This window comes from Gulosibacter sp. 10, from assembly GCF_900163695.1.
Taxonomy (GTDB): Bacteria; Actinomycetota; Actinomycetes; order Actinomycetales; family Microbacteriaceae; genus Gulosibacter.
Genome location: NZ_FUIC01000007.1, coordinates 201,368 through 215,564, shown reverse-complemented (window position 1 = coordinate 215,564; position 14,197 = coordinate 201,368). Strand labels below are relative to the sequence as shown.

Below are 14,197 nucleotides of genomic sequence, written 5' to 3'. Positions count from 1 at the left end.
CCGCATCAGCGGCGCTTGAGGAACGTCGCGCCGAGCGGCGGGATGCGCAGGGCCACCGACTGGCTCTGCCCGTGCGCGGGCTCGGCGCTCGCGACGAGCTCGCCGTTCACGACGCCCGAGCCGCCGAACCGGGTGTCGTCGGAGTTGAGGACCTCGTTCCACGCCCCGCCGGAGGGGACGCCGAGGCGGTAGTCCTCGAGCGGTTCGTTCGAGAAGTTGAAGACGCAGGCGATCGCGCCGCCCTGGGCGTCGCGCCGCAGGAAGGCGAGCAGGCTGTGCTCGGCGTCGTCCCCCGAGATCCACTGCAGCCCGGAGGGGTCGTGGTCGAGCTCCCAGAGCGCCGGGGTCTCCCGGTAGAGCTCGTTGAGGGCCTTCACGTAGCCGCGGATGCCGGAGAACGTGGGGTTCTCGAGCAGCCACCAGTCGAGGCCGCGGTCCTCCCGCCACTCGCCCGGCTGCCCGAACTCCTGCCCCATGAAGAGCAGCTGCTTGCCGGGATGGCCCCACTGGTACGAGTAGAACAGGCGCAGGTTCGCGGCCTTCTGCCAGTCGTCGCCCGGCATCTTGCCGAACATCGAGCCCTTGCCGTGCACGACCTCGTCGTGGGAGATGGGCAGCACGAACTGCTCGCTCCACGCGTACACGTAGGAGAACGTGAGCTCGCCGTGGTGCCAGCGGCGGTAGATGGGGTCCTTCGCGATGTAGCGGAGGTTGTCGTTCATCCACCCCATGTTCCACTTGAGGCCGAAGCCGAGCCCGCCCCAGTCGGTGGGCTTCGTCACGCCGGGGAAGCTGGTGGACTCCTCGGCGACCATCATGATGCCGGGGTGCAGCTTGTACGAGGTGGCGTTGACCTCCTTGAGGAAGTCGATGGCCTCGTAGTACTCGCGCCCGCCGTCGACATTCGGCAGCCAGTCGGTGCGCGAGTAGTCGCGGTAGATCATCGAGGCCACGGCGTCCACGCGCAGCCCGTCGATGTGGAACTCCTCGAGCCAGTACAGCGCGTTGGCGACCAGGAAGTTGCGCACCTGGGAGTCGCCGAAGTTGAAGACGTAGGTGCCCCAGTCGGCCTGGTCGCCGAGGCGCGGATCGCCGTGCTCGTAGACGGGCTCGCCGTCGAAGCGCGCGAGGCCGAAGGAGTCCTTAGGGAAGTGCCCCGGCACCCAGTCCATGATCACGCCGTAGCCGGCCCGGTGCAGGCGGTCGATCAGGTAGCGGAGGTCGTCAGGGGAGCCGAGCCGCGAGGTCGGGGCGTAGTAGCCGGTGACCTGGTATCCCCACGAGCCGCCGAAGGGGTGCTCCGCGAGCGGCATGAACTCGACGTGGGTGAACTGCATGTCGTCGAGGTAGGCGATGAGCTCGTCGGCGAGCTCGCGGTAGTCGAGGCCGGGCTGCCAGGACATCGCGTGCAGCTCGTAGATGCTCAGCGGGCCGTTGTGGGGGTTCGAGGACGCGCGCTTCGCGAGCCACTCGTCGTCGCCCCACTCGTGCTCCGAGGGCCTGGCGATCACGGATCCGGTCTGCGGGGGCGTCTCCGCGTGGCGCGCGAGGGGATCGGCCTTGTCGATCCACTCGCCCGAGGGCGTGAGGATCTGGTACTTGTACGTCTCGTGCGCGCCGACGCCGGGGATGAACAGCTCCCACACGCCGCGGCCGTCGAGGCGGCGCATGGCGTGCTGCGCGCCGTCCCAGTCGTTGAAGGAGCCGATGATGCGCACGGCCTGCGCGTGGGGCGCCCAGACCGAGAACGCCGTGCCCTCGAAGAAGGCGTTCGTGCCCCAGTGCTCGCGCACGTGCGCGCCGAAGGTCTTCCACAGCTGTTCGTGGCGGCCCTCGCCGAAGAGATAGAGGTCGGTCTCGCCCACGGTGGGGATGAACCGGTACGGGTCGTCGGCGACGAACGTCTCGCCGCCCTCGTACGCGGTCTCGATGGCGTAGTCGTCGAGCCCCCGGTCGTGGGTGCCCAGCCAGATCCCGTGCGCCTCGTGCTCGAGCTCGACGCGGGTGCCGTCGCTCAGCACGGCCGCGACGCTCTTCGCGAGCGGGCGGCGCACGCGCAGCGCGATCCTCTCGCCGTCCTCGCCGTAGGGGTGCTGGCCCAGCACGCCGTGCGGTCCGGAATGGCGTCCCTCGGCCAGCGCCTGCAGCTCCGCGTCGGGGATGCTCGGCGGCGTCGGCTCGGCGGCGGGCTGCACCGCATCCGTCGCTTCCGTCGCATCCGCCGCAGCTGCGGCATCCGAGGCGGCCGCGCCCGGCAGCGCGCCCTCGGGCTGCGGGCCGCGGGGATCGGCGTCGTGTGGCGAGGTGTTCTGACTGGTCATGATCGATGCCGCTTTCTCTTAGTGATGGCGCACATGGAGCACGTGCGCCTGCCCGGGGGCGAGCCGCACGTAGTTGTAGTCGGACCAGTCCCAGATCTGGCCAGACAGCAGGTCCTCGACCTGGAAGCCGTCGCCGCGGGGGATGCCGAACTTCTCCGAATCCACCGCGAGCGTGGCCTCGTGGGTGTCGAACGGGTCGATGTTCACGACAGTGATGATCGTGTCGGCGATCCCGTGCTCGGCGTACTCCGCCTCGAGCGTCTTCGAGAACGCGAAGATGCTCGGGTGGTCGGCCGACTGCACCTCGAAGTTGCGCAGCTGGTGCAGGGCGGGGTGCGCGCGGCGGATGCCGTTGAGCTTCCGGATGAGGGGGGCGAGCGAGCGCCCGGAGGCCTCCTCCGCCTCCCAGTTGCGCTGCTTGTACTCGTACTTCTCGTTGTCGATGTTCTCCTCGGCGCCGGGGCGCGCGACGTTCTCGACGAGTTCGAACCCCGAGTACATGCCCCAGTTCGGGCCGGCCATCGCCGCGATCACGGCGCGGGCCTCGTAGGCCGGGCGGCCGCCGCGCTGCAGGTACTCGGTGAGGATGTCGGGGGTGTTCACGAACAGGTTCGGGCGCATGAAGTCCGAGGTCTCGTGCGAGACCTCGTCGAGGAACTCCTCGAGCTCCTCGCGGGTGTTGCGCCACGTGAAGTAGGAGTAGGACTGCTGGAAGCCCGCCTTGGCGAGCGACTGCATCACGGCGGGGCGCGTGAAGGCCTCCGCGAGGAAGACGACCTCGGGGTGCGCCGCGTTGATCTCGTGGATCAGCCGCTCCCAGAACTGCAGCGGCTTGGTATGCGGGTTGTCCACGCGGAAGATCTTCACCCCGGCGTCGATCCAGTGCCGCACGATGTCGAGCACCTCCCGATAGATGCCCTCCGGGTCGTTATCGAAGTTGACGGGGTAGATGTCCTGGTACTTCTTGGGCGGGTTCTCGGCGTAGGCGATGCTGCCGTCGGCGAGGGTCGTGAACCATTCGGGGTGCTCGCGCACCCACGGGTGGTCCGGAGTCGCCTGCAGGGCGAGGTCGAGCGCGATCTCGAGCCCGAGCCCCTCGGCGCGCTCGCGGAAGGCCTTGAAGTCGTCGAGGGTGCCGAGGTCCGGGTGCACGTCGCGGTGCCCGCCCGTCTCCGCGCCGATGGCCCAGGGAGAGCCGGGGTCGTTCGGGCCCGGGGTGAGCGTGTTGTTCGGCCCCTTGCGGTTGGTGCGGCCGATCGGATGGATGGGCGGCAGGTACACGACGTCGAAGCCCATGTCGGCGACGCCGGGCAGGCGCTCGGCCGCGGTGCGGAAGGTGCCGCTCCGCCAGGAGCCGTCGGCGTTCGGCACCGCGCCCTCCGAGCGCGGGAAGAACTCGTACCAGGCGCCGTAGCCGGCGCGCTTGCGCTCGACGCGGATGACGCGCTCCTCGGAGCGGGTCACGAGGGAGCGCACCGGCTGCGCGGTCAGGTGGTCGATGATGCGCTCGTCGAGCAGCGCCCGCAGCCGCTCGAGCGGCTGCAGCGCCTTCTCTCGGGCGGTGGCGGAGGCCTGCTCGAGGGCGCGCAGGGTCTCGGGCTCGACGCCGCGCCCTGCGGCGGCGCGGTCGAGGACGCGGGCGCCCTCCTCGAGCATCACCTCGACGTCGATGCCGGCGGGGACCTTGATCTCCGCGTTGTGCCGCCAGGTCGCGAAGTCGTCGCCGAAGGACTCGGCGCGCCAGCGCCACTCGCCCTCGCGGTCGAGTTGCGCGGTCGTGCGCCACTCGTCGAGGCCCGGCCGGCCTCGCTCGAGGCGGCGGCGCCGAGTCCGCCCGTCGGGGTCGGTCAGCACCAGATCCACGCCGATCTTGTCGTGCCCCTCTCGGAACGAGACGCAGGAGAACGGCACCACCTCGCCGGCGTACGCCTTCGAGGGGAAGAGCGCGTCCTCGATCTGCGGGCGCAGCCGCATGATCGGGATGCGGCCGTACACGGGTTCGTACGTCGAACCGGTCGGCGCTGCTGCGGAGTCGGAAATGCTCAGTCGCGGTGTCGTCTTAGCCACGACTCGACGCTAGCAAGGGAACGTGTGCGAGGCCTGGTGCGCTCGCAGCGGCTCAGTCCAGCGCGGCGTAGATGCGCATCGACGGGCCGACCAGCCGCATCCGCTCCTGCGGGGCGGCGACGGACATCGCATCCGTGTCGATCTCCGAGACGCGGTACGCCGCGGAGTCCCACAGCAGCCGGTAGCCGCTCACGCCCTCGAGCCGGGGAAGCCGGAACGGGGCCGGATCGGTCACGCCGTGGATGATCACGAGCACGCGGTCGGTGCGGCCGTCGGGGAGCAGCGAGGACGCCAGGAACTGCACGGAGCGGCTCGCCGGGTTGTTCCACTGCCAGTCGTCCATGTGCCGGCCGAAGGCGTCGAACCACTCGAACCGCGTCGAGTCCTCGAGGGTCTCGGCGCTGTGGTTGTAGCGGCTCGGGCGCAGCACGGGATGCTCGCGCCGGATCTCGATGAGCCGGCGCATGTGGAGGATAGTCTCCTCCTGCGGCTCCGAGAGGTCCCAGTCGATCCAGCCGAACTCGGCGTTGTCCTGGTTGTAGGGGTTGTTGTTGCCGTGCTGGGTGCGGCCGAGCTCGTCGCCCGCCGTCAGCATGGGCACTCCCGCCGAGATGAGCAGCGTGCCCATGAGGTTCCGCACGGCGAGGCGGCGCGCCTCGAGGATGCCCGCATCCGCCGTCTCGCCCTCGGCGCCGAAGTTGTAGGAGTGGTTGCTGTCGGTGCCGTCGCGCCCCAGCTCGTGGTTCATGAGGTTGTGCTTGACGTTGTAGGACACGAGGTCGCGCAGGGTGAAGCCGTCGTGCGCTGTCACGAAGTTGACGCTCGCGACGGGGCCGCGCTCGTCCGAGAACCGGCTCGAGGATCCCGCGATGGCGGTGGCGAGCCGGCCGATGGACTCGCGGTGGTGCCCGGTGGCGCGGGCGTGGGCGAAGCTCTCGACCCAGAACCGGCGCAGCAGATCCCGGTACTCGTCGTTCCACTCGGACCAGCCGGCGGGGAAGTGCCCGGTCTGCCAGCCGCCGATGCCGACGTCCCAGGGCTCGGCGATGATCTTGACGTCGCGCAGCGCCTCGTCCTCGACGATGGTGCGCAGCAGCGGATGGTCGGCGGTGTAGTGGTGCTCCGCGTTGCGGCCCAGCGTGGTCGCGAGGTCGAAGCGGTAGCCGTCGATGCCGAACTCGGAGACCCAGTAGCGCAGCGAGTCGAGCACGAACTGCCGCACGATCGGCTGCGAGGTGTCGACCGAGTTGCCGCATCCGGTCACGTCGACGAGGCCGCCTTCGCCGTCCTGGCGGTAGTAGACGGCGCGGTCGAGGCCGCGGAAGAGCACGGGCGCGCCGCCGTCGCCCTCGTCGGCCGTGTGGTTGTAGACCACGTCGAGATAGACCTCGATGCCGGCCTCGTGGAGGGCGCGGACCATCTCCTTGACCTCGCGCGCGATCGCCTCGGGGCCCTCGGCGCGCGCCCGCGCGGTGGCGTAGTCGGGATGCGGGGCGAAGAAGCCGAGCGTGTTGTAGCCCCAGTAGTTGGTGAGGCCGTCGCGGCGCAGGTGCGTCTCGCTGCCGAAGGCCTGGATCGGCAGCAGCTCCACCGCGGTGATGCCGAGGTTCTTGAGGTGCGCGACGACGTTGGGGTGCGCGAGCCCCTTGTAGGTGCCGCGCTCCTCCTCGGGCACGAAGTGCGCGAGCCGGGTGAGGCCCTTGAGATGGGCTTCGTAGATCACGGCGTCGCGCAGCGGGGTGCCGACGTCGCGGTGCCCGCCCCAGTCGAAGGGCTCGGCGGCCACCGATCGCGAGACCCAGCGCGGCGCATCCGCCGTGCCGAGATTCTCGACCGACCTCGCGTACGGATCGAGCACCGGCGCATCCGGGTCGAAGCCGTGCTCGGGGCCGTCCGGTCCCTCGACCCGCAGCGCGTATCGCGCGCCCGGGGCGAGCTCCGCGTTGCGCACCTCCCATACGTCGCCGTCGCGCTCCAGGGGCCACTCGTGGCCCGGCGCGCCATCCGCGTCGAAGAGCACCGCGGTGACGGCGGTGGCGTTGGCCGACCAGACGCGCAGCCTGGGCAGTCCGTCGACTTCGGTGATGCCCAGGTCGGGGCAGTGGTGGTCGTCCATGGGGGAGAGAGTCCTGATCGGGGGCGTGCGAGGCGGGAGCCGCCGTCGCTCCGTTGAAACGAGCCGATTCTACCGTCACCGGAACCCGGCGGTGGGACAATGGTAGTCATGTCCGTGTACCTCGATCACGCAGCGACGACCCCGCTCCACCCGGCCGCCCGCGAGGCGTGGCTGCGCGCGGCCGGGTCGGTGGGGAACCCCGCGTCCATCCACGGCCACGGCCAGCGGGCGCGGGCGCAGCTCGAGGATGCGCGGGAGCGGATCGCCCGCACGCTGGGCGCGCAGTCGATCGAGACCGTCCTCACCTCGGGCGGCACCGAGTCGAGCAACCTCGCGATCAAGGGGTTCTTCTGGGCGCGGAACCGGGACGAGGCGCGGCCGCTGATCCTCACGACGCGCACCGAGCACCACGCGACTCTCGACGCGGTCGAATGGCTGGTCGCGAACGAGGGCGCCCGCGTGGAGTGGCTGCCGGTGGACGAGCACGGGCTCGTCGACCTCGACGCGGCGGCCGCGGCGATCGGGCGCGCCGCCGGGGACGCCGCGCTGCTCACCGTGCTGCACGGCAACAACGAGATCGGCACCGTGCAGCCGGTGCGGGCGCTGGCGCGCCTCGCCGCGGACGCCGGCATCCCGATGCACGTGGACGCGGTGGCCTCCTACGGCCAGCTGCCGGTCTCGCTGCGGGACTGGGGCGTCTCGGCGGTGAGCGTCTCGGCGCACAAGATCGGCGGGCCGGTCGGCGTGGGGGCGCTCGCGGTCTCGCGGCGCGCGGCTCCCGAGCCGCTCATCCACGGCGGCGGGCAGCAGCGCGGTTTCCGCTCCGGCACCCAGGACCTCGCGGGCGCGCTCGCCTTCGCCGCACTGGCCGACGCCTTCGTCGACGGGGTCCTGCCCGGCACGGACGCGTTGCGGGAGCTCCGCGACCGGCTCGTCCTCGAGGTCGGGGAGCGCGTGCCGGGAGCGCGGCTGCGCGGGTCCGCGCTCGACGCGCCCGAGCTGGAGGGCGGGCCGGCGCGGCTGCCGCTCAACGCCCACTTCACGTTCGACGGCTGCCAGGGCGACTCGCTGCTGTTCCTCCTCGACATGGCCGGGATCTCGGCGTCCACCGGCTCGGCCTGCCAGGCGGGCATCCCCGAGCCGAGCCACGTGCTGCTCGGCTGCGGCTTCGACGAGGCCACGGCCCGCGGCGCGCTGCGCTTCACGCTCGGGCATACCTCGACCGGCGCCGACGTGGATGCGCTGCTCGCGGCGCTGCCGGGCGCGGTGGCGCAGGCGGGGCGCGCCGGGCTGTCGAACCGCGAGGCGCGCCGCTAGCCCTCGCCTCGCCGGCCCCGCCCCGCGCCGCCGATCGCACCTCAGTAGAGTCGTCAGGTATGAGCATGATGGGCAGTCGCGGTCGTTCCCTCGTGGACGAGCACGCGGTGCGGGCGCGGAACACGGAGGCGCCTGAGATCGACCGCATCTGGCGGCGGACCGGCGCCCTCTTCGCGCCCTACCGGTGGACCCTCGTCCTCGCGCTCGTCCTGGTGCTGATCACCGGCGCGCTCGGGGTGCTGCCCGCGCTGCTCACCCAGCAGGCCTTCGACCGCGGGCTCTTCCCGCTCGAGGGCGGCGGCCCGAACCTCGTCGCGCTGTGGTGGATCCTCGGCGCGATGGTCGGGGTGCTGCTGCTCAACTCGGCGCTCACCATCTGGCAGACCTGGCTCACGGTGCTCATCGGCAACTCGGTCACGGCCGACCTGCGGGTGCGGCTGTTCGAGCGGCTGCAGCAGATGGAGCTCGCCTTCTTCGCGCGCACCAAGACGGGCGAGATCCAGTCGCGCCTGCAGAACGACGTCGGCGGCGTGGCCACGACGCTCCAGAGCACGTTCACCTCGATCGTCGGCAACGTCGTGAGCACGATCGCGGCGGTGAGCGCGATGTTCGTCCTCGACTGGCGGCTCGCGATCCTCTCGCTCGTCATCATGCCGCCGCTCGTGCTCATGCAGCGCCGGGTCGGGCAGCGCCGGGCGCGTATCGCGACGCAGACGCAGCAGTCGCTCGCGACGATGACGGCGATGACCCAGGAGTCGCTCTCGGTCTCGGGCGTGCTGCTCACGAAGACGCTCGGCCGCGAGGACGAGTCGCTCGAGCGGTACCGTGAGGCGAACCGCGAGCAGGTGCGGCTGCAGCGGCGGCTCGCGATGATGGGCCAGTGGTTCTTCGGCGTGGTCCGCGTGGTCATGGGCATGGTGCCGGTCGTGATCTACCTCGTGGCGGGCTTCCTGCTCTCGGGCGGCGCCGATGCGGGCGGGGCGCTCACGGCCGGCACGATCGTCGCCTTCACGACGGTCAACAGCCAGCTCACGAGACCGCTCACCGGGCTCATGCGCACGGGGCTCGACATCCAGACCTCGAAGGCGCTGTTCGCGCGCATCTTCGAGTACCTCGGGCTCGAGCCGGCGATCCGGGATCCCGAAAGGCCGCGCACGCCGCGGCGGGACCGCATCGGCGAGCTCGAGTTCGAGGACGTGACCTTCCGGTACCCGGATCAGGACGCCTCGGAACGGCCGACGCTCGACCGGGTGTCCTTCGCCGTGCGTCCCGGGCAGATGGCGGCGTTCGTCGGCGCCTCGGGCGCCGGCAAGTCGACGATCGGCTACCTCTCCGCGCGGCTCTACGACGCGAGCGAGGGCGCCGTCCGCTTCGGCGGCGAGGACGTGCGGATGCTCGACCGCGGCGAACTGCGGGGCGACCTCGGCTTCGTGAGCCAGGAGTCGTACCTCATCCACGCGAGCATCGCCGAGAACCTCCGGCTAGCCAAGCCCGACGCGACCGCGGCCGAACTCGAGGAGGCCTGCCGCAAGGCGAGCATCCACGAGCAGATCCGCTCGTTCCCCGACGGGTACGAGACGATCGTGGGGGAGCGGGGCTACCGGCTCTCGGGCGGCGAGAAGCAGCGCATCGCGATCGCCCGGGTGCTGCTCAAGGACCCGCCCGTGCTCATCCTCGACGAGGCCACGAGCGCCCTCGACACGGTGAGCGAGCGGCACGTGCAGCGGGCGATCGACGAGGCGAGCCGCGGCCGCACGGTGCTGTCGATCGCGCACCGGCTCTCGACCATCCGCGGCGCCGACGTCATTCACGTGCTCGACCGCGGCCGGATCATCGAGCGGGGGACCCACGAGGAGCTGCTCGCGCGGGGCGGCGCCTACGCGGAGCTGTACCGCGAGCAGGAACCCCGCGGCGCCTCCGAATAGCCGTCCGATGTCGGAACGGCTCGTAGACTTGTCCGCATGAAGGTTCTCGCAGCGATGAGCGGAGGCGTTGACTCCTCCGTCGCGGCCGCCCGCGCCGTGGACGCCGGGCACGACGTGGTCGGCGTGCACCTCGCGCTCTCGCGCGCCGGCGGCACGCTGCGCGCGGGCTCGCGCGGCTGCTGCACGATCGAGGACGCGATGGACGCGCGCCGAGTGGCCGACGAGCTGGGCATCCCCTTCTACGTGTGGGACTTCTCGGAGCGGTTCCGGCTCGACGTGGTGGACGACTTCATCAGCGAGTACGAGCAGGGGCGCACGCCGAACCCGTGCCTGCGCTGCAACGAGAAGATCAAGTTCGCCGCGCTGCTCGACAAGGCCATCGACCTCGGCTTCGAGCAGGTGGTCACGGGGCACTACGCGCACATCGTCGATCGCGAGGACGGCGTGCGGGAGCTGCATCGCGCGAGCGAGGAGGCCAAGGACCAGTCCTACGTGCTCGGCGTGCTCACCGAGGAGCAGCTCGGCTACTGCGCTTTCCCGCTGGGCGAGACCCCCTCCAAGGCGGAGGTGCGCGCGGAGGCCGAGGAACGCGGATTCGTGACGGCGAACAAGCCCGACAGCTACGACATCTGCTTCATCCCCGACGGCGACACGCGCTCCTGGCTTGGGGAGCACATCCCCATGCGGCCGGGCAAGATCGTCGACCGCGAGGGCGAGGTGCTCGGCGAGCACACCGGCGCCACGGGATTCACGATCGGCCAGCGCAAGGGCCTGCGGCTCGGCCGCCCGGCCGAGGACGGCAAGCCGCGCTTCGTGCTCGGCACCGACCCGGTCGAGAACACGGTCGTGGTCGGCCCGCGCGAGGCGCTCGCGATCGGCGAGGTGGTCGGCCAGCGGTTCACGTGGGCGGGGCCGCGGCCCGAGGCGGACGACTTCCGCTGCGAGGTGCAGATCCGCGCGCACGCCGAGCCCGTGGCGGGCACGTGCCGCATCCGCGCCGCCGATTCGGCGCTGCGGCCCGATGCCGCCGAGGCGGGCGTCGAGATCGCGGTGCGCACCGACGAGCCGCTGCACGGCGTGGCGCCGGGGCAGACGGCGGTGATCTACGAGGGCACGCGGGTGGTCGGCCAGTTCACGATCGATCTCGCGGTCTCGGAGCTGGACCTCGAAGAAGGCATTCTCGCCCGCGCCGCGGGTGCAGGCACGAAGGAGCACAATTGAGCACAGCTCGCGGGAACGGGCCCACGTTGAAGGACGGACAGGCGCTCGACCGCCTGAGCGACAAGGCCGAGCGCTGGGCGAAGAAGCAGCCGGCCATCGAGGATCGCGAGGCGTTCCGCGCCGAGTTCGACGCCAGGTTCCGCCCCGAGGCGGAGAGCCTCGCCGGCCAGTGCACCCTGGGCGCCCGGCCCTTCGGCGTCAAGGAGTGGATCCTCGCGGTGCCGCTGTGGCTCATCCTCGCCGGCGGCGTGTTCCTGCTCTCCTGGGTGTTCATGCAGCCCGAGGGCGTCTGGCTGTGGGTGTTCGCGACGGTGGCCGCACTCATCTTCGTGCTGGGCTTCGGCGCCGTGTACGTGGACACCACGAGCGAGCGCCGGGCGCGGAAGCGCTACGACGACAAGGTCGAATGGCTGCTCGGCATCTCGCGCCGCACGGCCGAGGACGTGCTGAACAAGCGCTCCGGCGCGAAGGGGTAGACGACGTGGCGAACCAATCCGATTCCGAGTTCGAGGCGGCGCGCGCCGAGGTCGACGAGCTCCGCGAGAACATCGCCCGGTGGGCGGACGCCTACTACCTGCAGGACGCGCAGGAAGTGACCGACGCCGAGTACGACGCGGCCATGGAGCGGCTCCGTGCGCTCGAGTCGGAGTTCCCCGAGCTCGAGTCGCAGGACTCGCCCACCCACACCGTCGGCGGCCGCGCGTCCACGCTGTTCGCGCCCGTCGTGCACCGCGAGCGGATGCTCTCGCTGGACAACGTGTTCTCGGCCGAGGAGCTCGAGGCCTGGCTCGAGCGCGCCGACGAGGCGGCGGGCGGGAACGTGCGCTGGCTCACCGAGCTGAAGATCGACGGTCTCGCGATCAGCCTCACGTACGAGCGCGGCCGGCTGACCCGGGCGGCCACGCGCGGCGACGGCCGCACCGGCGAGGACGTCACCGAGAACATCGCGTACATCGGGGCGATCCCGCAGCGGCTCGAGCGCGACGGCCACGACTTCCCGGAGGTCGTCGAGGTGCGGGGCGAGGTGTTCTTCGCGGTGGAGGACTTCCGCAGGCTCAACGCCCTGCAGGTGGATTCGGGCGAGGCGGCCTTCGCGAATCCGCGCAACGCGGCCTCCGGATCGCTGCGGCAGAAGGCCGAGGGCAAGACCCCCGAGAAGCTGGCGCTCATGCGCGACCGGCTCAGCCGGCTCAGCATGTACGTGCACGGCATCGGCGCGTGGCAGACGCCGCCCGTCGAGAACCAGTCGGAGATCTACGAGCTGCTGGCGGGATGGGGGCTGCCCACGAGCCCGCATTCGAAGGTGTGCGCGAGCGTGGCGGAGGTGCTCGAGTTCGTCGTGGAGACGGGGGAGCGCCGCGCCGAGTTCGAGCACGAGCTCGACGGCGTCGTCGCCAAGGTCGACAACCTCGACCTCCACGAGGAGCTCGGCGCGACCTCGCGCGCGCCGCGGTGGGCCATCGCCTACAAGTACCCGCCCGAGCAGGTGCATACCGAGCTGCTCGACATCCGCGTCGGGGTCGGCCGCACCGGCCGGGTCACGCCGTACGCGGTCATGCGGCCGGTCAAGGTGGCGGGCTCCACCGTATCCTTCGCGACGCTGCACAACCAGGAGATCGTCCGGGCGAAGGGCGTGCTCATCGGCGACACCGTGGTGCTGCGCAAGGCGGGCGACGTCATCCCCGAGGTGCTCGGGCCGGTGCTCGAGCTGCGGCCCGAGGACGCGCGCGCCTTCGAGATGCCCGCGGAGTGCCCGGAGTGCGGCGCGGCGCTGCGCCCCATGAAGGAGGGCGACATCGACCTCCGCTGCCCGAACGCCGAGAGCTGTCCCGCGCAGGTTCGCGGCCGCGTCGAGCACATCGGCTCCCGGCAGGGCCTCGATATCGAGGCGCTCGGCGAGGTGACGGCCGCCGCGCTCACCCAGCCGGACTCGACGGACGATCCGCCGCTGCGGACGGAGGCGGGGCTCTTCGACCTCGACATCGACCGGCTCGTGCCGATCCTCGTGACGGTCCGCGACGCCGAGACGGGCGAGCCGCGGATGAACGAGGACGGCAGCCCGGTGCGGCGCACGCCCTTCCGGGTCGCGGAGAAGACGTATCCGCCCGGGTCGGGCGCGGAGGAGATGACGCTCGCCGAGCGCCGTGCCGCGGGCCTGAGGAAGGACTATCTCGCCTACCGGCCGAGCAAGCAGGCGCAGAAGCTGCTCGACGAGCTCGAGAAGGCGAAGACCAAGGAGCTCTGGCGGCTGCTCGTCTCGCTGAACATCCGGCATGTGGGGCCCGTGGCCGCCCGGGCGCTCGCCGACTGGTTCGGCTCGCTCGACGCGATTCGCGCCGCGAGCGTGGAGGAGCTCTCGGCGGTCGAGGGCGTCGGGCCGATCATCGCCGAATCGGTGGTCGAGTGGCTCAAGGTCGACTGGCACCTCGAGATCGTCGACCGGTGGACGGCGGCCGGCGTCCGGTTCTCCACGCCCGGGCACCCGGGGCCGGGCAAGACCGACGACATCGAGGGCCCGCTGAGCGGCCTGACCGTCGTGGCCACCGGCACCCTCGAGGGGTTCACCCGGGAGGGCGCGAAGGAGGCGATCATCGCGGCGGGCGGCAAGGCGGCGGGCAGCGTATCCAAGAAGACCGACTTCGTCGCCGCCGGGCCGGGGGCGGGCTCCAAGCTCTCGAAGGCCGAGGATCTGGGCATCCCCGTGCTCGACGCGGACGGCTTCCGGCTCCTGCTCGAGGGCGGCCCGGAGGCGGTGGCGCACCTGGCCGGGGAAGAGGATTAGGCGGGAGCGCCGGGGCATGGCGAGCGGGATGGACGGCATCGAGCTGGTGATCTTCGACTGCGACGGCGTGCTCGTCGACAGCGAGGTCGTCTCGGTCGAACTCGACCGGGTGATCCTCGCTGAGCACGGCTGGGAGCTCAGCACCGAGGAGATCGTGGAGCGCTTCCTCGGGCGCTCCTTCGGCGCCGTCCGGGAGGCGCTCTCGGCGCATCTCGGCGAGCCGCTGCCCGAGTCCTGGGAGGACGAGCAGTTCCCCCGCTATCTCGAGGCCTTCGACCGCGAGCTGCGCGCGGCGGGGATGCGGGTGCTGGGATTCGCGGGAGGGCTCACGCCCGCGCCCTGGCTCGAGGAGGCCGGCGCCGAGGTGTTCCGGGATATGCGCCTGCTGCCGGAACTCGTGCACGGCCGTTCGTCATAGCCGACTGAGCAGGCCGCCCGTCATGAGCGG

General features: G+C 71.4%; 9 protein-coding genes. 6 read left to right on the top strand and 3 right to left on the bottom strand.

The features are described 5' to 3' along the window. Nucleotides 1–5: 5 nt before the first annotated feature. The 3 genes from glgB to FM112_RS02360 all read right to left on the bottom strand — a co-directional run bounded on the left by glgB (nt 6) and on the right by FM112_RS02360 (nt 6,504). Nucleotides 6–2,321: a 1,4-alpha-glucan branching protein GlgB gene (gene glgB / locus FM112_RS02370; protein ID WP_087002854.1), complete on the bottom strand. Its 2,316-nt coding sequence runs from the start codon at nt 2,319–2,321 to the stop codon at nt 6–8. A gap of 18 nt (nt 2,322–2,339) precedes the next feature. Continuing rightward, nucleotides 2,340–4,304 (bottom strand): alpha-1,4-glucan--maltose-1-phosphate maltosyltransferase, encoded by a 1,965-nt coding sequence (locus tag FM112_RS02365; RefSeq protein WP_254910332.1) that lies wholly within the window; start codon nt 4,302–4,304, stop codon nt 2,340–2,342. A gap of 136 nt (nt 4,305–4,440) precedes the next feature. Next, a complete protein-coding gene (locus FM112_RS02360) occupies nt 4,441–6,504 on the bottom strand; it encodes a glycogen-debranching protein (protein WP_087002851.1) in 2,064 nt (687 codons plus the stop codon). A 108-nt stretch (nt 6,505–6,612) separates the two neighbouring features. Here FM112_RS02360 and FM112_RS02355 point away from each other — a divergent pair, with 108 nt between their 5' ends. The 6 genes from FM112_RS02355 to FM112_RS02330 all read left to right on the top strand — a co-directional run bounded on the left by FM112_RS02355 (nt 6,613) and on the right by FM112_RS02330 (nt 14,167). Then, nucleotides 6,613–7,821 (top strand): cysteine desulfurase family protein, encoded by a 1,209-nt coding sequence (locus FM112_RS02355; RefSeq protein ID WP_087002849.1) that lies wholly within the window; start codon nt 6,613–6,615, stop codon nt 7,819–7,821. Nucleotides 7,822–7,886: 65 nt separating this feature from the next. Further along, complete coding sequence (locus FM112_RS02350) at nt 7,887–9,746, top strand: ABC transporter ATP-binding protein (RefSeq protein ID WP_369678155.1); 1,860 nt, start codon at nt 7,887–7,889, stop codon at nt 9,744–9,746. A 36-nt stretch (nt 9,747–9,782) separates the two neighbouring features. Beyond that, complete coding sequence (gene mnmA, locus FM112_RS02345; protein ID WP_087002844.1) at nt 9,783–10,967, top strand: tRNA 2-thiouridine(34) synthase MnmA; 1,185 nt, start codon at nt 9,783–9,785, stop codon at nt 10,965–10,967. Next, nucleotides 10,964–11,443 carry a hypothetical protein gene (locus FM112_RS02340; RefSeq protein ID WP_140400544.1) on the top strand — a complete coding sequence of 160 codons (480 nt, stop codon included), beginning with the start codon at nt 10,964–10,966 and terminating at the stop codon, nt 11,441–11,443. Before mnmA ends, FM112_RS02340 begins: the two co-directional genes overlap by 4 nt. A gap of 5 nt (nt 11,444–11,448) precedes the next feature. Then, nucleotides 11,449–13,749 (top strand): NAD-dependent DNA ligase LigA, encoded by a 2,301-nt coding sequence (gene ligA, locus FM112_RS02335; protein ID WP_254910325.1) that lies wholly within the window; start codon nt 11,449–11,451, stop codon nt 13,747–13,749. Nucleotides 13,750–13,777: 28 nt separating this feature from the next. Next, nucleotides 13,778–14,167 carry a hypothetical protein gene (locus tag FM112_RS02330; protein WP_087002838.1) on the top strand — a complete coding sequence of 130 codons (390 nt, stop codon included), beginning with the start codon at nt 13,778–13,780 and terminating at the stop codon, nt 14,165–14,167. Nucleotides 14,168–14,197 lie beyond the last annotated feature (30 nt).

Coding starts and splice junctions, on each gene's coding strand:
- glgB (WP_087002854.1), bottom strand. CDS start 2,321: ATGACCAGTCAGAACACCTCGCCACACGACGCCGATCCCCGCGGCCCG.
- FM112_RS02360 (WP_087002851.1), bottom strand. CDS start 6,504: ATGGACGACCACCACTGCCCCGACCTGGGCATCACCGAAGTCGACGGA.
- FM112_RS02355 (WP_087002849.1), top strand. CDS start 6,613: ATGTCCGTGTACCTCGATCACGCAGCGACGACCCCGCTCCACCCGGCC.
- FM112_RS02350 (WP_369678155.1), top strand. CDS start 7,887: ATGATGGGCAGTCGCGGTCGTTCCCTCGTGGACGAGCACGCGGTGCGG.
- mnmA (WP_087002844.1), top strand. CDS start 9,783: ATGAAGGTTCTCGCAGCGATGAGCGGAGGCGTTGACTCCTCCGTCGCG.
- FM112_RS02330 (WP_087002838.1), top strand. CDS start 13,778: ATGGACGGCATCGAGCTGGTGATCTTCGACTGCGACGGCGTGCTCGTC.